Here is a 20168-nt window from a genome sequence, read left to right as displayed (position 1 = left end):
GACTTCTGTGAAAAAGCCGGTATGCGATGCATGCCGGCTTTTTTTTGTGCGAGGATAAATGGCTGGCTAGCTTTTCGCCTAATGGAGTGTGGTTAAATTAGTCTGATCCTTAGGGGCTATACTCACGCTAACTTGTTGGCTTTTGATGGGGTGACTCGATGAGAAGTAGCAATGTTTATGTGTTTCTATCTCAACTGGTTTTCCTTTGTATTTGCTCTACCGGTTTGAGGGTTGCGGTCGCAAATGAAGAGGGTTCAGCTTGTAAATTGCCAGGGGGAGGGGTGTTGCGTGGCGAAGTTAAACTTGAAAGAGGGTGCACTTATAATGAGTCGGTTAACATAGTTTCCTCTAATGTGAGACTTGACTGTGATGGTGCGACACTGGATGGTTTGGGTAGGCTAAAATATGGGATAACGATTTCGAGCGAAGGTAAGCACTTAAGTGGTGTTTCTGTATTGAATTGTAATGTGAGAAACTTTGTAGTAAATGGGGTTGCTGTTCGTTCTGGTGTGCCAGACTTTAAGCGCTCAGGCAATCGTGAGATGAATTACAATATCAGTCCGAGTGATATAAGTTTGTCTCACTTGCATGTTGATAGTAGTGGTGGTGTGGGGGTTTATCTCTACAGTTATGTCACAAATGTGACGCTGCGAGAGTCGGTGGTTAGTGGGTCAAGAGGGGTTGGTGTGTACCTAGAGCATAGCTCTAAGAATATTAAATTAATAAATAATACCATTAAAAACAATGGTGTGATGGGTGGGCCGGGAACCGGGCAGAGAGAGGGTGTTGCTGTAGATTCTTCTGCAAATAATCTGATCCAGGGGAATACCTTTGTTGGTAATTCCGCTGGAGGTATTTTTCTCTACAAGAATTGCGGGGAAAACTTCAGTAAAGGGATGGCAGTTCTTCGTTGGCAGTCCAGTAACAATAATGTAATTAAATCTAATGTTTTTGTTGGTGAGGATGTAGGGGTTTGGATCGCGTCGCGCCAAGGGAGAGATTTGTCTCATAGAGATTGTGGGGATGACTCGCTAGACGGCAGCGGTAAGTATTACCGAGATTATGCGAATCACAATACTGTGGAAGGAAATAAATTCTGTGGTGGCAGAGCCAGTGTGAAGGTTGATGGGGATTTTAATTTGGTGAAAGGAAATAGATCAAATATTCGGGGTGATAATTTTATTGTGCAGTCGGTGAATATGACAACACGTATCACTGGAAAACAAAGTGAAGGTAATGTGATTGAGGATAATGTCTACGAAGTTTGTGACTGATCGGTTTCTTTCTTGGTGGCGTTTTTTGTGTTGGTTCTTATTGGGACGAAATTCGAGTGGTCAGAGGGGTATTTGGGATGCAACTGGTGCTGCTCAATAAGGAGGGGCCGGTAGGGGGCAGATATCATTGTAGGGGAGGAGTCATTCGCACCCAGTTGCGTGAACTGTAAGCCAATGTTTGTGGGCTTTACTAAGCTATTAATCAAGCGGCAGGCATATATGAGGCCTGCCGCTTAATATCCTACTGCGCCATTTTTGCCATGACGTTTGCGTAGCCTTCTGCGGTACCTAATACTGCCTCTTTGTTCTGGGCAAACAATATGGCGTCAGCGACTTCTCGGAATGCGCCGGTGCCGCCGAGTTTGATTAAGGTCTCTGTGGCTGCGGCTTTAACGTAGCTCGGCGCATCGGCTACGGCAAAGGAGACTCCGCAAACGGCAAATGCCGGGAGGTCAATGCTGTCGTCACCGATACATGCAGTTTGCGCTGCAGTTACACCGGCTTCTGCCATTAGTTGCTGGCAGGCTTTCTTCTTGTCTTTCACGCCAAACTGGCAAAGCGTGATCCCTAAGTCAGCAACACGCTTACGTAATGTTGCAGAGTCTCGTCCTGAAAGTACAGCAACTCTTACCCCGCTTTCTTCGAGTAAACGCATCCCCATACCGTCTCGTACATGGAAACGTTTTATACATTCTCCGCTAGCATCATAGTAAATGCCACCATCCGTGAGTACTCCATCTACATCAGTGATTACTAATTTAATCTCACCTAGTGTGGGCTTGGCTGGGAGTGGAAGGCCAGCAATTATTGCTCGCACTTGCTCTAAGCACTCAGGTGTATCAACGCCGGGTCCAGTAGGCTCCACCTCATAGGCACGGATACAATAACCAGCTGAAAGTAGTCGCAGCTGTTCTAGCTTTTCAGCATGCTCCATCATGGGTTGACTCAATTTGGAGTAATCAGCTAAGACCTCTCTGCGGTAGGCGTATACGCCTACGTGCTTCAAATAACTCGCACTTTCACCGTCGCGCGCATAGGGAATGAGGGAGCGGCTAAAATAAAGAGCATTTCCATTAGATGCGAGTACAACTTTAACAGTGTTAGGGTTTTCTGCTTCGTCTGAACCGATTGAGTGGCAAAGGGTGCCAATATTCACACCCTTGTTGGTTAGCATTCCTGATGCCAGTTTTTCAATGTCAGATGGGCGTACGAGTGGTTCGTCGCCTTGCAGGTTTATATATATATCTGCATCGATTTCGCCCATGACTTCGGCGAGTCGATCAGTGCCTGATGGGTGGTCGGGCGAGGTCATTACGCACTTGCCTCCAAATGCGCGCACAGCAGTTGCTACGCGTTCGTCGTCGGTAGCAACAACCACTATGTGTGCATTTGAAACCTCTTCGGCGCGTTCATAAACATGCTGCACCATCGGCTTACCGGCAATGTCTGCTAGAGGCTTGCCTGGCAGACGGGTAGAACCATACCGCGCCGGAATGACGATCGCGACCCGTTGTTCGCAAATTGCCATGTTCACAATCCTTGTTACGTTAAGTCGAACTTACGAAATTGTCAGTGGTGCAAAAGATTTTACTAGATCGTCCAGAGCTTTAATCTGTGCAAGGAAAGGTTCGAGTTTTGCCAGTGGCAGCGCGCTCGGGCCATCACATTTAGCTTTATCGGGATTGGGATGCGCCTCAAGGAACAATCCTGCTAGGCCAACACCCATGCCTGCACGTGCGAGGTCGACAACTTGTTCACGGCGCCCGCCAGACGCAGCACCCGATGGATCACGGTTCTGCAAGGCATGAGTAACATCGAAGATAATCGGCAGATCATCACAAGTACGCTTCATAACGCCAAAGCCCAGCATATCTACGACCAAATTGTCATAACCCATGCAGGAGCCACGGTCGCACAAAATCAACTGGTCGTTTCCAGCTTCTTTGAATTTATGAACGATGTTTTGCACCTGTGATGGGCTGAGGAACTGCGGTTTTTTTATATTGACTGGCTTGCCTGTTTTTGCAAGGGCTACAACTAAGTCGGTCTGACGGGCTAAAAAGGCGGGCAGCTGAAGTACGTCGACTACTTCGGCAACCGGCGCTGCTTGATAGATCTCATGGACGTCCGTGATAATTGGTACGCCAAATTCAGCTTTAACCTTCTCAAAAATTCGCAGGCCTTCTTCCATGCCTGGGCCACGATAGGAATGGATGGACGAGCGGTTGGCCTTGTCGAAACTGGCTTTGAATACGTAGGGAATACCCAGTTTTTCGGTTACCCGGACATACTCTGCGCAAGCGGTCAGTGCAAGGTCTTCAGACTCCAAGACATTGATCCCGCCGAAGAGGACGAACGGCGAGGAGTTAGAGCATTCGATAGAAGAGGTCAGTTTCAAGATATCAGTCCATTATGTGTTGAATACTTCGGTAGCTACTTTAATGTTTTTTTCTCTTTCGGTCTATATTCATGTGTATTCAAAATCAGCATAATTATGTGTTTTTTGTTGATTTTTTGGTGATTTTGGTGTATTTGTGGTGGTCGATTGCAATCCGATTTTGCTCGCGGGCTGCCTATGGATTGTAGACTTTTACTAGGTGTGGCGTCGCAAGGCTGGCGTGGTCATCGACGTTGAAAAAGATTGTATTGGTGGGGGCTGAGTGTGTCGACAGAGCTGGAAGTTGATCTGGAATATAAGAAAGTCGTTGCGGAACACATTAAGGTTATTAAGGGCGAGGAAGTCGTCTATATAGACCGAGGCAAGGGTAAGGATAAGCTTTTGGTTGGCTTGGCAACCTTAATGAATAAGGGGGTCTATGCGGGTGTTAAGAGTTACTATAAGGACTTTCCTGGCGATGTGCTTTGCTTGATTGATCCGGATAACACTTACTACTTGCGAGGTGATCGTGGCTTGCATGTAAGAAGTGTAGTGTCCGAGATTGTGAAAGACTATAAGCCGGAGAATGTGGTGTTCTGCGGTGCATCTATGGCGGGTTTTGCTGCTATAGATTTGGCGTTATTTTTTGATGCTAACGCGGTAGTGAATAATCCTCAGGTCAACCTTGATAGTACTTATGAAACTGCTTGGCCCAAGCTGCGGGAAGTCATAGATCAAATTGAACAAAAGTATAATATTGATGATCTTTCTTTTCGCTCTAGATCGTCGGTAATTGGTGCGGCTTTTGGTCAGCATCCGATGGATCTTGTTAATAGAGATGCATTGTTTAGTCTCTGTGCACGAACTCCTGGGGTGGGGTTGATTTTTGGGAATTCCCATGATGTTGAGCATAAATATTATTATCAGGGGATTAATGGCTTTCTGAAAATGGTGAGTATGGTGTTTTCTCATCGAGAGCTAATGATGGGAATACACTCAAAGTTTCCGAGAGCTTGAGTGAAAGAAAAAAGGGGCTGCGATTGCAGCCCCTTTTTTTATGCTACTGGGTAGAAATATTCGTCTACGTAGTACTCGTTTGGGCCAAGGTTTTTTGGCTTTTTTGCCGTTTTAGACGGAGTAATTACAATTTTCAAAGTGTCGTTATCAGCTGAGGTGTGATCATTACTGCTCGAAATGTATAGTTCTGCTTTAGTGGACTTTGCAAAGTGGCTCTGAATTAGCTCGTTTGTAAATACTGGACGAGTATTACCATTGAGCCAAAGTCTTGCCTCTGGCTCCAGGGTGTTACAGATGAATATTTTTTTGGCGCCAATGATGGCTTGGTTAAAGGATTTATGTTGTTGCATGTAGCGTGCAGCGAGCTGCGGTGGCTTTGGCTCGGGAAGCGAGCTGTTCACTATAATTCCATTCTTAAGCAGCGTATTCGCCAGCATGCTCTTGTTCGACTCCGAGTCGTTGAGTCGAATTAGGCTATTGTTGAACAGCTGGTGTACTAATGCTTCAGTGCGCAGGGCGGTACCCGATTTGTCGAAGTCAGAGTCAATTATCTTCCTGACCGCCACTTCGATATGATCTCTATGGAATGCGTCAAGGGTGATTCCCTTGCCTGAGTACACGCTGTGACCAAGTGCGATTGTAGGTTTGCCAAGCAGAATTGACTCAAGGCCAACAGTGGAGTTGATCACTACGTTTGCAACGGCATGCTTTAACATCGTGTGAAGATGCAGGGAGTTATCGAAAACGACTCCTGGGTGCAGTGCCTTGAGCTCTTCAGGAGTCAGAGAGTATTCAGGGTGCGGCCTGCATATAACTTTCAGCCCTGTATGATTTGCTACTTGCTTCAAATCCTCGATAACATCCGCCATTTTTTTATAGATTGGCGAGTTTATGATGATGTTGGAGTCACCTTCGATTTGCATCGGGAAGAAGATGAATTTGGCCCTTGATGGAAGCCCGATCTTCCGATTCACCTCTTCACTCGTCAGTTCGCGATCGAGATTCTTGCCGACAATAGTCTTACCTTGAGTCGAAAAATCTTTGATGTATGCGCGTGCAATCTTGCGTTCTTCGTCGGTAATGAGGGGGAGATAACTGCCAGCAATATAACTCTTGAAGTTCACACCCTGCGGATCAAATACCAAGGTGTCCGGCAGTAGGCCGCGCTCAACATGGAAAACCGGCACATTGGCGATTTTTGCAGCAACCTTCATCAGGAAAATGAAGTGGGGGCCGTTGCCATTCCAGCCAACCAAGAAATCTGGCGCCGTTTTGGAAATTCGACGAAGTATCGAGTCAAGAATAAGGATCGCGTGAGCGATCACGTCAATCACTTTCTTTCCTTCGAAATGTTCAGGGAACATATCTCTGTAAGTCGTGATTTCGTCGCTAATATTCACGCCTTTGAGGGTGATTTCAATGCGATCACTTGCCTCGAATTGCTTGCGCAGTTCGGCTTTTATTTCTTCTCTTTTCTTCTTCTCCAGGTCGGGCCTGGTAGGGTGTGCTAGGTAGCCTTCCGAAAGAAAGCGGTTGCATCGGGCCGAATCCATGGTGACAAATTCGGAATAGATACCCAGCTTCTTAAAACTTTCGGCAAGCGAGAGCTTATAGCCAATAAGGTAGTCAGCGTCTGAGCTGTAGATAAGTGCTTTGGTTCGTTTGGTGTTTGCACCCACTGCGGCTGCTATGTGTTTCGCAGTGCTGGTTGCAATGATTTCTGGACGATATGTGAAATCATTGTTAATGATTGCGTTGTAGCTGCGTGCAGCAGTAGTCCGACTGTAGTAGGTTTTAGCTAGCATGTATGCGTTATGCGAAATCTTCTTTCGCAATTCAGCATCTTTAAGCAAGTCGATTACGGCTTTAGCAAACTCGGCATTGTCGTCTTTAATAAAGCAATTTGTGCCGTCTTTCCCTTCAATGCCGTCCATTGAAAAGGCGGTGGCTACTATCGGCATGCCATGCGAAAACGCTTCGATATTTTTGACCTTCATTCCCGCGCCGCTCATGATCGGGGAAACCACGATCTTGGATTGAGCGTACGTTTTAGTCAGGTCGTCAACGCGGCCAAGATAAACGATGTTATCGTTCTTCAGGGCTTTCACGGATGCGATATTGCTGACTTCGCCTGCGATCGCAAGTTTAACCTTGGGGAAGGCTTTGCGTACGGCGGGGAAGGAGTGCCGAATGAAGTGCTTGATGCCCTCAGAGTTAAACGGTGACGCCGAGCCTACGAACAAAATGTCATAGATTTCCTTGCCAGTAACGTGTTCTGTCTGGAAATCGTTAAAAGCTGGTAGCGTCAGGATCTTCTGGTTGGGCAGTCGTTTCTGAATTTCCCGGGTTTCATTCGGATTGATCGAAATGATGAAGTCGTAGGTGGAGAGAAGCTTGAACTCGTCCTGCTCAAAGCTGACCAAGTCGACTTTCTTTTTATAGGTTCCGCTTTGGATAGCGGCCGAGATAATGCTAGTTTGAATGTCGTGAGTGTCGACAATTCTCACGCCTTTGTATGAGCGCGGAATGGCCCGGTCGAGCTTTACATAGTTAACGAGGACGTGCGTCGGGCGCAGTTGAGCGACCATCTGGTGGACAAGCTTCTTGTATGCGTCCGGGCATGCATCAATATTTGAAACCTGATTCTTATCTGACAGCTTAGCCAGCTTTTGAAGTAGGCTTGGTTTTGCGTCTTTGTTGAAGCGCGGGTGACGGCGAACCTCTACTTCCCGAATGTTCGGGTAGTGCGCTTTCAGTTCTTGCTGGACGTGCGCAGATGTTCTGGCTTCTTGGTTGAAGTTCAGGACAGCAAGAGATACATCGTGACCCTCCGCGAGGAGCACCTTGATGGTCTGGTCAATGCGGCTCTGATTACCTTTAAATACCGGATACGGGATCTCTGGCGTCAGGATAAGAATGTGTTTTTTCTGATCCATTTCAGTGGCTTGCTGGTTCATTGTTCAGTACTTTGCATCAAGATTTGTTGGGGGGCGCGGCCGTATCTGTCTTCAAAACGAACAATGTCGTCTTCGCCGAGGTACGTTCCCGATTGAACCTCAATCATCTCCAGGGGGATTTTCCCCGGATTTTCAAGGGCATGTACAACACCAATCGGGATGTAGGTGGACTGGTTTTCAGTCAGCAGGATATCTTTGTCGCCAATCGTTACTTTTGCAGTCCCGGTTACAACAATCCAGTGTTCGGCACGGTGGTGGTGCATTTGTACCGACAGCTTCTGTCCCGGAGCAACAGTGATGCGCTTAACCTGGTAGCGCGGGCCGTTGTCAATCGAGTCATACGCTCCCCAAGGGCGGTAGACTTTTCGATGATTTGTGGCTTCGCTACGCTTGGCGTGCTTGATGCGATCAACCAGCAGCTTTACGTCCTGGGCTTTGTCTTTCGATGCGACCATCACTGCGTCAGCGGTTTCTACCACGACGACTTCATCCAGGCCCAGTACCGAGACCATGCGATGCTCCGCATGAACATAAGCATTGCTGGTTGCTTCAAGGATTACATCACCTTGAGTAGCGTTGCCTTGTGCGTCTTTATCCGTAATTTCCCAAACGGCAGACCAAGATCCGACATCGTTCCAGCCTGCATCCAGAGGGACTACGGCTACTTTGTCAGAGCGTTCCATGACGGCGTAGTCAATGGAAATATTCTCGGCGGTGCTGAAAGCAGTGGCATCAAGGCGAGTGAAGTCGAGGTCGCTTTTTGCTGATTCCAACGCGTCTTCAACAGCTTGTGCTACCTGTGGGGCATGGGCTCGCAGTTGCTCAAGCATCACCGAGGCTTTGAACAGGAACATACCGCTGTTCCAGTAGTAGCGGCCGTCTTCCAGGTACTCCTGTGCCTTGGCTAGGTCAGGTTTTTCAACGAACGCTTCTACAGGTTGCGCTGCATGACCTTTCTCAGCGACCCGAATATACCCGTAGCCCGTTTCTGCTTTATTTGGGACGATCCCGAAGGTGACGATACTTCCGTCTCGCGCTGCAACGGCGCCAGTCTCGAATGCGCTTTGCAGGGCAGCGATATCTTCAATTGCGTGATCAGCTGGTAGTACCAGAAGCAATTCATCTTTGCCGGTGCTTAGCGACTGCAGAACTGCAGCGGCGATGGCAGGCGCTGTATTGCGACCGCAAGGCTCCAGCAGGATTGCGCTTGGGGTCACGCCCAGGGCTCTGCATTGTTCTGCAACAAGGAAACGATGGTCCTCATTGCTCACAATAATTGGAGTCAGGGCATCACCCTGAATTTTGGCCAGACGCCGCAGCGTTGACTGAAACAGAGAGTATTCGCCACCAATGGCGAGGAACTGCTTGGGGTGCATGGCGCGCGATAGTGGCCATAGGCGAGAGCCGGAGCCACCGGAGAGTACGACGGGGATCATTTGATTTCCCTATGCCTGATCAAGTTAAAATTTATTTGTAAGCGCCGGTGGCGCGGCCCAGGAGCATGGTTTGAACGATTGGCGAGATGACCTTCTGCCATTCGTATACAGCTGCGTTGGTGACGTAGATCGTGTCGTCTGGTTTAACGGCTATCTGACGAGCATAAAAAACAGCGGCGGGATCACGCATGTTTAGACGAAGCACCGTTGGCTTCACATTTGCACCACTTGCCATCCGAAACACGAACACGCCTTCTGGGTTAGCATTCGCTTCACGCAGACCCCCTACACTGCCCAACGCATCAAGCAAAGTTGTGTTCTGGCTAGGAAGATCTTTCAGGCCTGGCTCCGCCACTGCACCCATCGCTACAAAGCGCTGGCGTGCGCGGTCAAGCACCACTTCCGAATTGGGGCGCAGCACCATGTTGTTGCCGGCCAGGACATCTTCATAATTGAACTGTTGCACTTCTGTGCCGGTGCGTACGGTCACGTTGACCAAGTGGGGCTCAAGTACAGGGCCGCCAGCCTGATTAACGGCATCCAGCAGGGTAAGTGGCCCCTGTAGTGTGCTGAAACGGCCCGGTGTCTTGACGGCACCGGCAACCAGCACTGAGCCGGAAAGGTCACCAACCAGCTCCACATGGGTTTGCACGTCAGTGGTAATGCCCTTGAGCTCTCGACGAATCATTGTCTCGACCTGATTGAGAGTCATACCAGCCACAAACTGCCGTCCTACATATGGCAGCGACAACATGCCCTGGGAGTCGATACGTGACTTTAGCTGAGTGCCGCCAGTTGCCAAGGGGGCAAACAGGGCGGAGTCTGCCGGTGCGGTATCGGCAATCAGTACATTTAATGTATCGCCTGCGGCGAGACGTACTTCAGGTGGCTGAGGCTTGGTAATCGAGGCCAGCGAAGTGCGTGGGGCACCTGCTAGGTATGGGCCGATGGTATTGGCGTTGATGTCCACGAGGTTATACGCCTCGTTCTTGCTCTCAATCGTACCCTTGTATGGACCGGCACCAGACATGGTGCCGCCACAGCCAGCCAGGCCCAATGTCGCGAGCGCCAAAGCTGCCACTTTCAAATTGAACGTCTTAGAGACAGCCACGGAATTAATCACGATGATCCTCGATCGAAGCCAGAATGAAGCGAGTGATGCCATAGAGCATTAGTAGACCAAGCAAGATAGTTGCCAGGTTGTACCAGCGCTCTGGGTAGAGAGCGAGTTGGGGTGTGTTAGGGCTGACTACGGTTACTAGGGTGCGAATCTTTTTGCTTGCTTCTACACGCGCATTGTCGAGCGCAGCAACGGCAGTCTTGTAGGTTTCTTCGGCAATGCCCGCGTCCAGGGTCAGCTGCTGGAAGCGCGAAGCGACCACGTTGAGCTGCGACCCTTGGGGTGACGAAACCAGCAAACGCTTCTCTTTGGCCAGTTGCTGGGTGATGGCTTCGACCTTCTGCTTCTGTTGGCGAACCTGTGGTGCATCTGCTCGCAGCTTGAACGAGATCTCGGTGAGAACAGCCTGTTCCTTGGTGTGTTGGCCTTCAAGGTCGGCAATGATCGTGGCTCGGCTTTGCGCAGTGTTACCACCGTCCAGTACTTTGTTCTCGTTCTGGAAGTTCATCAACTGGGTCTTACGCTTCGAGTAGTTGACGCGCGCGGTTTCCAGTTCGCCTTGGGCGAATTTCATTTGTTCGCGGGCAATATTGTGGCTGACCTCGTTGACGAAGTGCTCACTGGCCTGGAGGATAACCCGAAGCATTTTCTCGGACAGCTCAGGAGTGAATGCCTGAACCTCAACGCGTAGCAGGCCGGTTGTTTCGTCATAGTGAGCAGATACCATTCGCTGGTAATACTTGAGCAAAGCTTCGCGTGGGGCCTCTTTGTCAAGCCAGAAGAAAACATCGCCGCGCTGTGCTGCGTATTGCTCTATCCACTGAACTCGATCTTCGAGTAGCAACATCATGTCCATCGACGTGATGTACTCACGGAGGTAAAGGGTTTCTTCTCGTGAAGCCGGGTTAGTGCCAGTCAGCAGGGTCGCCAGCCCTGGCATCTGTGCACCTTGATTATTACCGTCCTGGCGTACCACCACCTGGGCGGAGCTTACGAAACGGTCCACGGCGAATATGCCGTAGTACACGCCTGCCAGGATCATCGGCAAAACCACCATGGCCATTGCCAGGCGCCAGCCCTTTTTTTTACCCGTACTGCTCATAGTTGGATGCATCCTTGAAGTCGGCGGTGCTGCTTTAAATTGGGAATGGGTTGATCAACTGCTGTAGGCCTTGATGCCTTCAGATACGTCGTCGTAGATCTCGATTTCGCCATTACGTACCAGCAGGACCACGTCACAGAGCTTTTCGACTTCGGACATGGTGTGGGTAACCAAGACGACGTTGGACTTCTGCAATTTGTCCTGGAAAACCTCGTTACACTTACGTTTGAACTGCGCATCGCCCACCGACATGACTTCGTCGATGAGGTAGTAATCGAAGTCGAATGCCATGCTCAGGCCAAACGCCACCCGTGACCTCATACCTGACGAGTAGGTCTTGATCGGCTCGTCGATCCAGTCTCCGATTTCGGCGAATTCCTGGACGTAGCGAATCTTTTCGCGCATGGCGTCGCCGGTTGCACCGTAGATGCGGCAGACGAACTTGATGTTGTCGCGCCCGGTCATGCTGCCTTGGAAGCCTCCCGTCAAGCCGACCGGCCAGGAGATGCTGCGGTCGGTGATGATGGTGCCCGAGTCGGGTACGTCTGCACCGCCGAGTAGTCGCATTAGAGTGGACTTACCAGCTCCGTTCCGGCCGATAAGTCCGATATTTTTCCCTGGCGGAATGGCCAGCGACAGGTTGCGGAAGACATACCGCCGACCGTTGGGCGTAAGGTACGACTTGGTTACGTTTCTGAGCTCGAACACGTTTGGCCTGTACTTAACCGTTCTTGGTGGAAATCAGGTGCATCCTGCGGGCGCGGTAGGCACCCAGGGATAGGAACAGCAATACCAGGGTGAAGCTGATGACATAGGTCTCGGACACACCGTCAACCGGGGTGTAGTGCGGCAGTACCTCGGCCCGGATCAGTTCGAGGATATGCAGGAAAGGGTTGAGCAGCAGCACCGGCATCATGGTAGGTGGTAGATAGGATGCGGGAATGAGCACTCCAGATATGAAGTACAGGGGGAAGAAGGCCATGCGAATGACGATTTTTACGCTAGGGAGGGCGTGAGTGATCAAGGCTAAGAGCATGCCCAGACCAAAGGCGAAGAACAGACCCAGCAGCAGGGTGGCGACCCATTGCAGTGGGCTATGAATCGACATGTCGAAACCGTACCAAGCAAAACCGAATATCAAGATGGCGTACACCGTAGCCGCAATGCAGCTTTCGACAATGACGCGGGCGATGTAGGTGTCCAACGGCTTGATCTGCTTGTAGCCGAATAGCGACCGATTTTCACGAAGGCTGTCCATAAGGCGCAGTGCGGTATTGCGGTAGAGCAGGAAAGGCGCCATGCCAACCAGGATAAAAACCGGGTAATCAACGCCGGAGACGGTCCGGCCACGTAGCATTGCGAACAGCAGTGAGAAGAGGAGAAGGTGGACCAGTGGCTCCAGCAGCATCCACAGGGCCCCCAGTCGGGTATCGCCAACACGTGCACGCGCTTCGCGCAGAACAAGGGCGAAGATGACAGATTTCTGAATCTGCAAAGATGAACGAGGTTTCAAGATGGCGACCGCAAAGCAATGCAGCGCGCCTAAGCACGCCGGAATTCATCTTCAGGAAAGCCTCGCCCAGAGGCGATTTAGACGGATATTCCGCAAACTTCCCTGTTCTAAGGGGCGGAAGGTTAAGCGTGCGAGGGCATAAGCGTCAAGGGAAGTGCAGCAATTGCAGTCGAAAGTTCTAATTCATTGTGGATATTCGAGACGAATGGCAGTGAAATCGATGATATCACTTTGATGTCATTTTGAGCATGAAATATCAGCTGCTCCTAGCCCAAGGCCTTCCAGAGATTACTCTGGGTATAGTTTTTTTGAGGTGAACGGGTTCACATTGTGGGGGGGGACCCTGCTTGGTTCATGTCGTCAGGCGTGGTCGCAATCGGATGGTGCATCGCTCGAGCGTTTCGGTCACCCGCCCCGGCATCAAGCGCCTACAGCAGGTTACAAATGGAGGGCGGAGGTGGAGGGCCAAATTGGAAGCAGAGGCTTAAGACTAGGGACTGCCATGCAGTCCCTAGATGCCGATGCCTATACGCTGCGCATGCTCTCGCTCACGTAGAGTCCCAGAGGGATCGGAGCATGCGGGCATAATTATCCTTGGATCATGCGGGCGATTTCACCCACACGTTGGGCTACCAGCGCTTCATCGGCACGGCTCTCGACGTTCAGGCGCAGCAGTGGTTCTGTATTGGAGCCCCTCAAGCTGAAACGCCAGTCAGCAAACTCGACGCTGATCCCATCGGTGCGATCGATGCTTGGGTCTTGCGGCAGATAGAAGGCCAAAATTTTCTCGATCGTGCCCTTAACATCCGCCACTTCGTAGTTGATCTCACCACTGCAAGGGAATGCGGCGATACGTTCGTCTACGAGTTGGTCCAGGCTCTTACCAGTGACACTCATCAACGCAGCCACTAGCAGCCACGGGATGTTGCCGCTGTCGCAGTAGGCGAAATCGCGGAAGTAGTGGTGAGCGCTCATCTCGCCACCGTACACCGCGTCTTCGGCGCGCATACGCTCCTTGATGAAGGCGTGGCCAGTCTTGCTCTGAATGGCCTGGCCGCCAGCGTCACGTACTTGCTCAATCGTGTTCCAGGTCAGGCGCGGGTCGTGGATGATCTTGCTGCCTGGGTGCTTGGCCAGCAACATCTCGGCCAGCAGGCCGACAACGTAGTAACCCTCAATGAAGCGGCCTTGGTTGTCGAAGAAGAAGCAGCGGTCGAAGTCACCGTCGAACGCAATGCCCATGTCGGCACCGATGTCGAGTACAGCCTGGCGCGTAAGGTCGCGATTCTCCGGCAGCAGCGGATTGGGAATGCCATTAGGGAAATTGCCGTCCGGCTCGCCGTTGATGATAGTGAGGTCGAGCGGCAGGCGGGCCTTGAGCAACTCCAGTACCGGGCCGACCGCGCCATTGCCTGGGTCGGCCAGTACCTTCAGCGGCTTGAGGGTGGCTAGATCGATGTAGGTCAAGAGGTGGTCGATATAGGCGGTCTTGTCGAACGCTTCACGCACGCTACCGGGATTGGCTGCCTGTGTGCCCAGTTCACCGGTTTCGACGCGCTGGCGGATGTCGTTGAGCCCGGTGTCACCGCTAATTGGGCGTGACTGCTCGCGCACCAGTTTCATACCGTTGTAACCCTTGGGGTTATGGCTGGCGGTAACCATGATACCGCCGTCGGCCTGGTAATGGCTGGTAGCGAAGTAAACTTCCTCGGTGCCACACAGGCCGATGTCGATTACGTCGGCGCCGCCTTCGGTGAGCCCTTTCATCAAGGCACTGGACAGATGCGGGCTTTCGAGGCGCATGTCGCGGCCCACTACGTAGCTGCGTCCGCCGAGCTGGGCCACAAGGGCGCGGCCGATACGGTAGGCAATATCATCGTTAAGGTCGGTCGGCACTTGGCCGCGAATATCATAGGCTTTGAAGCAACGAGTCTGGATAGGTGCGTACATACATCTCTCAATTCGGCGCCGCCTTGGGGCAGCGTCTAGAAGGGGATGGTGGGCAAATAAAGCCGCATGAATAGTGGCGCGGTACCTCGCTAAGGTAACCGGGGCCGATGAGAAAGACCTGGGCTCAAGCTTCAGAACGATTGTGCTTGCATTTGAAGCGGGCGATTGCATCTGCGCCGAGACAGTTGCCGTTCTGCTCTTCGGTCAGGCCCGCCGCCATGATAACTGGACTTTTCCGACGATGCTCGAAGCCGACGCCAATGGGCTTGGATTCAGTAGTTTTCAGCACAGGTTCCTAAAGCTGAACAACCAAAAGCTAGTGTTGCTTGCAGTGACCGTAGATTCGAAGCCGCAAAGTTGCTGGGCTCTTACGGCGTGGGTTGTAGGAGCTATAGAAGGCTCAGGTCGGAATAGCGCTTCACAGAGGTGAGGTTTGGATTACAGGCTCTGGGCTATGTGCGCATGCGGTTGGCGTTGAGCCGTTTTGGCCGCGATGGTCAATTTTTTGGGTCGCCAATGGTGAGAGCTTTCTCGACTGATTCAGTTACTTATCCCCGCTGTTATTGGCTTTTTCGATGCGTGGTTAGACGCTAAGGTTGTTGGTGTAGCCGAAGGAAATCGGCTGTTTGAATGACCAACCCAAGGAGTGATCACCATGCGCAATACCGTTCTGTCCTACCTGTTGCTGCCCCTCTTCGCCAGCATGTCCTTCTCGGTCAGCGCCGCCCCCGCCAGCACCACCGCCGTGCAGGAACCAGTGCCAATCGTCACCCACATGGAAGCTCAGGCCACCCGCCTAGACCTGAACAAGGCCGATGCCCCAACCCTGCAAAAAGAACTGAACGGCATCGGCAAGGCCAAGGCTGAAGCGATCGTCGCCTACCGGGAAGCCAATGGCCCATTCGCGTCAGTGGATGAGCTGCTGGAGATCAAGGGAATCGGCAATGCGTTGCTGGAGCGTAATCGGGACAAGGTAATGGTGGAGTAATCAGCAGTCGGGCTGGGCAGGCGATGCTTGGCTCAGCCCGCTTATGGACGTATGCATCAATTGGCCATGGAGAGGTATAGATAAAGCCAGCTGGAGCTCGAGCGAAGAGTGTGTTGGATTCTTCGCGGGCAAGCCCGCTCCCACAGGTTAGAGAAGGGGCGGACTAAGGCCTTTTCATTTGGCATGACAGCGACGTCGAATGGACGTTGCTGTCTTCTACAGGGAATGGGGCAGGGGATTTAGCGGTCCTGCGCGTCCTTCGCATCAGCCTCAGCATTGCGCTCATGCACCTTGCGCAGTTGCTCATCCGTCAACGGCAGTTTCTTCGCCGTATCTCGCAGCATCATCAAGCCGCCGACAATCGAGCCGAGGGCTATGATGAGTATCAGCCAGGCATACCAGGGCATTGTCGTTCTCCTTTGATCATCATGGGGCGGCGCTTGTATGAAATTTGAGCAATTGCCGGTTCCTTTGGTTCAATTATAGAAGTCAGGCCTTGCAGGGCCAATTCCATGACCCGCGGCCCCCAAAGCCTGCGTCACTTCGTTTACAATGCGCGCCGTTTTCGACTTGCCAAGAGACCCTGACCATGTCCGCCTGCCAGACGCCCCTGATCGTCGCCCTCGACTTCCCTACCCGTGAGGCCGCTCTGAAGCTGGCTGACCAGCTTGACCCTGCGCTGTGCCGGGTAAAGGTTGGCAAGGAGCTGTTCACCAGCAGTGCCTCGGGCATCGTCGAAACCTTGTGTGCCAAGGGCTTCGAAGTATTCCTCGACCTCAAGTTCCACGACATCCCCAACACCACGGCCATGGCCGTCAAGGCTGCCGCCGAGATGGGCGTGTGGATGGTCAATGTGCATTGCTCCGGTGGCCTGCGCATGATGTCGGCCTGCCGTGAAGTGCTGGCCAAGCGCAGCGGCCCGCAGCCGTTGCTGATTGGCGTGACCGTGCTGACCAGCATGGAGCGTGAAGACCTGGCGGGTATCGGCCTGGATGTTGATCCGCAAGAACAAGTGCTGCGCCTGGCGGCCTTGGCCGAGAAGGCGGGCATGGACGGGCTGGTGTGCTCGGCGCTGGAGGCGACCGCGCTGAAGGCTGCGCACCCTTCGCTGCAACTGGTGACCCCGGGTATTCGCCCGGCAGGTAGTGCCCAGGATGACCAGCGCCGCATTTTGACCCCACGTCAGGCGTTGGATGCTGGTTCGGATTACTTGGTGATCGGGCGGCCGATCAGCCAGGCGGCGGATCCGGCACAGGCATTGGCTGCGGTTGTAGCTGAAATTCGCGGTTAAAACGTGAATCGTAGGGGCTGCAGTGCGGCCCCTAGGCTTTAGTGCGCAATATCCATGGGGCTTGAAGCGGTCGCACGGATGACTGCGACATCCACATGGTATGTGGCGTACTCATTTGAGCGCACGTCGGTACGTAGCGTCGCGTTCAGCATTACGTCTTGCTGTCGTTTGATGTCTTGCAGGGTGTTAGAGAATTGATGCTCATGCACTGACAGCAGCAGTACGCAATCAGCACCCTCCAAGAGCTTCTGCTTGACCTCAGGGAGACTGAAGGCAAGCGCTACGCCACGACGGTATGAATCGACAAGATCGCGCGTAGCGGCATTGTCAAATACGGGCACGCCATTAGCATCTCGACGCGTTGAGACCTTGGCCTGTGTTAGCACGTGACCACATACTTGCAAAAACAGCGATTCATACCACTCCACAGCGTTCTCCTTTCTGAAAGCGCGACATGAATACATGACTTGAACGCATCACGCCAGCCCTGAGAAGTAGATAGCGGTGAGAGGTGTGATACGCCATGCTGAAGGGTGCGATGTGTAGAGAATAGAGGTGGGAAAAGGCCAGCATATGTGTGCTGGCCTTCTTCGTTCAAGTGCGTCTAATTAGATAGTTCGCTGCAACTAGCAGTTTATGGTCATCCGATGCTTGGTGCTCGGCGCTGGAGGCGACCGCTATTAAGGCTGCGCACCCCTTCGCTGCAACTGGTGACCCCGGGTATTCGCCCGGCAGGTAGTGCCCAGGATGACCAGCGCCGCATTTTGACCCCGCGCCAGGCGTTGGATGCTGGCTCGGATTACTTGGTGATCGGGCGGCCGATCAGCCAGGCGGCGGACCCGGCACAGGCTTTGGCTGCGGTTGTAGCTGAAATTCGCGGGTAAGGGGCTGGGTTGCGTTTGCGTTTGCGTTTGCGTCGGTAGGGGTTCGCCACAGCAGTTTTGGTGCCTGTGAGATCGAGCGCCGCGCGGGCGGCGCTCGATTTACGCCCCGACACAACAATCGAGACAGGCACTGAAATCCAGGGCCTACGCTGTCAGACCTTCAACACCAACTTGCCAAAATTCTCGCCGCTGAACAGCTTGAGCAGCGTCTCTGGGAAGGTTTCCAACCCTTCCACCACATCTTCCTTACTCTTCACTTTGCCAGCGGCCAGCCAGCCGGCGATTTCCTGCGCGGCTTTGCCGTAATCCTTGGCATGGTCAAACACCACAAAGCCTTCCATGCGCGCGCGGTTCACCAGCAGCGACAGGTAGTTGGCCGGGCCTTTGACGGCTTCTTTGTTGTTGTACTGGCTGATGGCGCCGCAGATGACGATGCGGGCCTTGAGGTTGATGCGGGTGAGCACGGCATCGAGGATCTCGCCGCCAACGTTGTCAAAGTACACGTCTACCCCTTTCGGGCATTCGCGCTTGAGGCCGGCCAGTACGTCTTCGGCCTTGTAGTCGATGACGCCGTCGAAGCCGAGTTCGTCCTTGAGGTATTGGCATTTTTCGGCGCCGCCGGCGATGCCGACCACATGGCAGCCTTTGAGCTTGGCGATCTGCCCGACGATGCTGCCGACTGCGCCGGCGGCGCCGGAGATGACCACGGTGTCACCGGCTTTGGGTTGGCCGACTTCGAGCAGGGCGAAGTAGGCGGTCATGCCGGTCATGCCCAGGGCCGAGAGGTAGCGGGGCAGGGGGGCGAGGCTGGGGTCGATCTTGTGCAGGCCTTGGGGCTCGCCGGTGAAGTAGTCCTGCACGCCGAGCGGGCCGCTGACGTGGTCGCCGGGTTTGTAGTCGGGGTGGTTGGAGGCCACCACTTCGCCAACGCCGAGGGCGCGCATCACTTGGCCGAGGGCGACCGGGGGGATATAGGACTTGCCTTCGTTCATCCAGCCGCGCATGGCGGGGTCGAGGGACAGGTAAAGGTTGCGCACCAGAATCTGGCCTTCGCCGGGCTGTTCGGCGGGTACTGCCTCGAAGCTGAAGTCGTCACGGCGCACGGCGCCGACCGGGCGTTTGGCAAGCAGGAAGCGGCGGTTGGTCTGGGTCATGGCGGGTCCTTGTGGGCAGTTGATCGGTGTAGGGGCAATTTACCTTGCTGATGCAGGTTGTAGCGCAAAATCACTGGTAGGCATGGTAGCTCAACCGTGGGTGTGATGATGCTGCACTGGAGGGGAGGGGGTGACTATGCTCTGGGGCAGAGGGTGGGGAGGTGTATGGCGAGGGGTTTGGTGATGGTTGGTGGGTGTTTGGCAGGGCATTTGGGGTGGCTTTGAGATCGAGCGCCGCCCTCTCCAGCCCTGCACCTAGCGGCCCTGATGCAATCCCCCAAACAACAACCAGGAGCAAACGATGAGCATGACCTTTTCCGGCCAGGTAGCCCTGGTCACCGGTGGCGCCGCAGGTATCGGCCGGGCAACGGCGCTGGCCTTCGCCCGTGAAGGCTTGAAGGTGGTGGTGGCCGACCTCGACCCGGTCGGCGGTGAGGCCACGGTGGCGTTGATTCACGAGGCTGGCGGTGACGCGATGCTCATCGCCTGCGACGTCACCCGGGAGGCGGATGTGCGCCAGCTGCATGAGCAGCTCATCGCCGCCTATGGCCGCTTGGACTATGCCTACAACAATGCCGGTATCGAGATCGAGCAGGGCCGCTTGGCCGAGGGCAGCGAGGCGCAGTTCGACGCCATCATGGGCGTCAACGTCAAAGGGGTGTGGCTGTGCATGAAGTATCAGTTGCCATTGCTGCTGGCCCAGGGCGGTGGGGCGATCGTCAATACTGCGTCGGTGGCGGGGCTGGGGGCGGCGCCGAAGATGAGCATCTACAGTGCCTCCAAGCACGCGGTCATCGGCCTGACCAAGTCGGCGGCCATCGAGTATGCGAAGAAGGGCATCCGGGTTAACGCGGTGTGCCCGGCGGTGATCGATACCGACATGTTCCGCCGTGCCTATGAAGCGGACCCGCGCAAGGCGGAATTCGCGGCGGCGATGCACCCGGTGGGGCGTATCGGCAAGGTGGAGGAGATTGCCAGTGCGGTGCTGTACCTGTGCAGCGATGGGGCAGCCTTCACCACGGGGCACAGCTTGACAGTGGATGGTGGGGCTACGGCGATCTGACAAGTCCGGGGCATGTGATCTTTTTTGTAGGAGCGGCCTTGC

At 53.4% G+C, this 20168-nt stretch carries 17 protein-coding genes and 1 pseudogene; 6 read left to right on the top strand and 12 right to left on the bottom strand.

Annotation, left to right across the window (positions count from 1 at the left end):
- Positions 1-158 precede the first annotated feature (158 nt).
- Positions 159-1274 (top strand): NosD domain-containing protein, encoded by a 1116-nt coding sequence (locus tag MFF34_RS15590; RefSeq protein WP_238215116.1) that lies wholly within the window; start codon positions 159-161, stop codon positions 1272-1274.
- Positions 1275-1515: 241 nt separating this feature from the next.
- On the opposite strand, the gene kdsB is transcribed toward MFF34_RS15590, so the two are convergent.
- Complete coding sequence (kdsB, locus tag MFF34_RS15585) at positions 1516-2802, bottom strand: 3-deoxy-manno-octulosonate cytidylyltransferase (RefSeq protein ID WP_238215115.1); 1287 nt, start codon at positions 2800-2802, stop codon at positions 1516-1518.
- A gap of 30 nt (positions 2803-2832) precedes the next feature.
- Positions 2833-3672 carry a 3-deoxy-8-phosphooctulonate synthase gene (gene kdsA / locus MFF34_RS15580; RefSeq protein ID WP_374707409.1) on the bottom strand — a complete coding sequence of 280 codons (840 nt, stop codon included), beginning with the start codon at positions 3670-3672 and terminating at the stop codon, positions 2833-2835.
- A 264-nt stretch (positions 3673-3936) separates the two neighbouring features.
- On the opposite strand from kdsA, the gene MFF34_RS15575 reads away from it, so the two are divergent.
- A complete protein-coding gene (locus MFF34_RS15575) occupies positions 3937-4668 on the top strand; it encodes a YqiA/YcfP family alpha/beta fold hydrolase (protein ID WP_238215114.1) in 732 nt (243 codons plus the stop codon).
- A 38-nt stretch (positions 4669-4706) separates the two neighbouring features.
- Here the strand turns inward: MFF34_RS15575 and MFF34_RS15570 are convergent, their stop codons facing one another.
- From MFF34_RS15570 to MFF34_RS15540, 7 genes are all read right to left on the bottom strand, one after another.
- Positions 4707-7625: a glycosyltransferase gene (locus MFF34_RS15570; protein ID WP_238215113.1), complete on the bottom strand. Its 2919-nt coding sequence runs from the start codon at positions 7623-7625 to the stop codon at positions 4707-4709.
- Complete coding sequence (locus MFF34_RS15565; RefSeq protein ID WP_238215112.1) at positions 7622-9061, bottom strand: mannose-1-phosphate guanylyltransferase/mannose-6-phosphate isomerase; 1440 nt, start codon at positions 9059-9061, stop codon at positions 7622-7624. The genes MFF34_RS15570 and MFF34_RS15565 overlap by 4 nt, the downstream gene beginning before the upstream one ends.
- 31 nt (positions 9062-9092) lie before the next feature.
- Positions 9093-10184, bottom strand: coding sequence for a polysaccharide biosynthesis/export family protein (locus MFF34_RS15560; RefSeq protein ID WP_238215111.1), 1092 nt, complete (start codon positions 10182-10184; stop codon positions 9093-9095).
- Positions 10177-11283 carry an ABC transporter permease gene (locus tag MFF34_RS15555; RefSeq protein ID WP_238215106.1) on the bottom strand — a complete coding sequence of 369 codons (1107 nt, stop codon included), beginning with the start codon at positions 11281-11283 and terminating at the stop codon, positions 10177-10179. The genes MFF34_RS15560 and MFF34_RS15555 overlap by 8 nt, the downstream gene beginning before the upstream one ends.
- A gap of 54 nt (positions 11284-11337) precedes the next feature.
- Positions 11338-11991: an ABC transporter ATP-binding protein gene (locus MFF34_RS15550; RefSeq protein ID WP_238215104.1), complete on the bottom strand. Its 654-nt coding sequence runs from the start codon at positions 11989-11991 to the stop codon at positions 11338-11340.
- A gap of 13 nt (positions 11992-12004) precedes the next feature.
- Positions 12005-12796 (bottom strand): ABC transporter permease, encoded by a 792-nt coding sequence (locus tag MFF34_RS15545; RefSeq protein WP_238215102.1) that lies wholly within the window; start codon positions 12794-12796, stop codon positions 12005-12007.
- Positions 12797-13384: 588 nt separating this feature from the next.
- Positions 13385-14746, bottom strand: coding sequence for a phosphomannomutase (locus tag MFF34_RS15540; RefSeq protein ID WP_238215101.1), 1362 nt, complete (start codon positions 14744-14746; stop codon positions 13385-13387).
- A gap of 655 nt (positions 14747-15401) precedes the next feature.
- Between MFF34_RS15540 and MFF34_RS15535 the strand changes: the two genes are divergently transcribed.
- Positions 15402-15734, top strand: a complete 333-nt coding sequence (locus MFF34_RS15535; RefSeq protein ID WP_238215099.1) for a helix-hairpin-helix domain-containing protein — start codon at positions 15402-15404, stop codon at positions 15732-15734.
- Between the two features lie 239 nt (positions 15735-15973).
- Here MFF34_RS15535 and MFF34_RS15530 read toward each other — a convergent pair whose 3' ends face one another.
- Positions 15974-16141, bottom strand: coding sequence for a DUF2897 family protein (locus tag MFF34_RS15530; protein ID WP_016500979.1), 168 nt, complete (start codon positions 16139-16141; stop codon positions 15974-15976).
- Between the two features lie 182 nt (positions 16142-16323).
- Here MFF34_RS15530 and pyrF point away from each other — a divergent pair, with 182 nt between their 5' ends.
- Entirely contained in the window at positions 16324-17025 is a 702-nt protein-coding gene (gene pyrF, locus MFF34_RS15525; protein WP_027595997.1) for an orotidine-5'-phosphate decarboxylase, read from the top strand.
- A 38-nt stretch (positions 17026-17063) separates the two neighbouring features.
- Here the strand turns inward: pyrF and MFF34_RS15520 are convergent, their stop codons facing one another.
- Entirely contained in the window at positions 17064-17453 is a 390-nt protein-coding gene (locus MFF34_RS15520; protein WP_238215098.1) for a hypothetical protein, read from the bottom strand.
- A 227-nt stretch (positions 17454-17680) separates the two neighbouring features.
- Between MFF34_RS15520 and MFF34_RS15515 the strand changes: the two are divergent.
- Positions 17681-17909 (top strand): annotated as a pseudogene (locus MFF34_RS15515) (orotidine 5'-phosphate decarboxylase / HUMPS family protein); the annotation flags it as partial.
- A 152-nt stretch (positions 17910-18061) separates the two neighbouring features.
- Here MFF34_RS15515 and MFF34_RS15510 read toward each other — a convergent pair.
- Positions 18062-19063, bottom strand: coding sequence for an NADP-dependent oxidoreductase (locus MFF34_RS15510; RefSeq protein WP_099428572.1), 1002 nt, complete (start codon positions 19061-19063; stop codon positions 18062-18064).
- 301 nt (positions 19064-19364) lie between these two features.
- On the opposite strand from MFF34_RS15510, the gene MFF34_RS15505 reads away from it, so the two are divergent.
- Positions 19365-20126 (top strand): SDR family oxidoreductase, encoded by a 762-nt coding sequence (locus MFF34_RS15505; RefSeq protein WP_238215097.1) that lies wholly within the window; start codon positions 19365-19367, stop codon positions 20124-20126.
- Positions 20127-20168 lie beyond the last annotated feature (42 nt).

The organism is Pseudomonas sp. PAGU 2196 (assembly GCF_022179005.1).
GTDB lineage: Bacteria > Pseudomonadota > Gammaproteobacteria > Pseudomonadales > Pseudomonadaceae > Aquipseudomonas > Aquipseudomonas kermanshahensis.
The sequence above is the reverse complement of the archived record's forward strand: the minus strand, read 5'-3'. Positions and strand labels throughout refer to the sequence as shown.

Coding starts and splice junctions, on each gene's coding strand:
- MFF34_RS15590 (WP_238215116.1), top strand. CDS start 159: ATGAGAAGTAGCAATGTTTATGTGTTTCTATCTCAACTGGTTTTCCTT.
- kdsB (WP_238215115.1), bottom strand. CDS start 2,802: ATGGCAATTTGCGAACAACGGGTCGCGATCGTCATTCCGGCGCGGTAT.
- MFF34_RS15570 (WP_238215113.1), bottom strand. CDS start 7,625: ATGAACCAGCAAGCCACTGAAATGGATCAGAAAAAACACATTCTTATC.
- MFF34_RS15565 (WP_238215112.1), bottom strand. CDS start 9,061: ATGATCCCCGTCGTACTCTCCGGTGGCTCCGGCTCTCGCCTATGGCCA.
- MFF34_RS15555 (WP_238215106.1), bottom strand. CDS start 11,283: ATGAGCAGTACGGGTAAAAAAAAGGGCTGGCGCCTGGCAATGGCCATG.
- MFF34_RS15540 (WP_238215101.1), bottom strand. CDS start 14,746: ATGTACGCACCTATCCAGACTCGTTGCTTCAAAGCCTATGATATTCGC.
- MFF34_RS15535 (WP_238215099.1), top strand. CDS start 15,402: ATGCGCAATACCGTTCTGTCCTACCTGTTGCTGCCCCTCTTCGCCAGC.
- MFF34_RS15530 (WP_016500979.1), bottom strand. CDS start 16,141: ATGCCCTGGTATGCCTGGCTGATACTCATCATAGCCCTCGGCTCGATT.
- pyrF (WP_027595997.1), top strand. CDS start 16,324: ATGTCCGCCTGCCAGACGCCCCTGATCGTCGCCCTCGACTTCCCTACC.
- MFF34_RS15510 (WP_099428572.1), bottom strand. CDS start 19,063: ATGACCCAGACCAACCGCCGCTTCCTGCTTGCCAAACGCCCGGTCGGC.
- MFF34_RS15505 (WP_238215097.1), top strand. CDS start 19,365: ATGAGCATGACCTTTTCCGGCCAGGTAGCCCTGGTCACCGGTGGCGCC.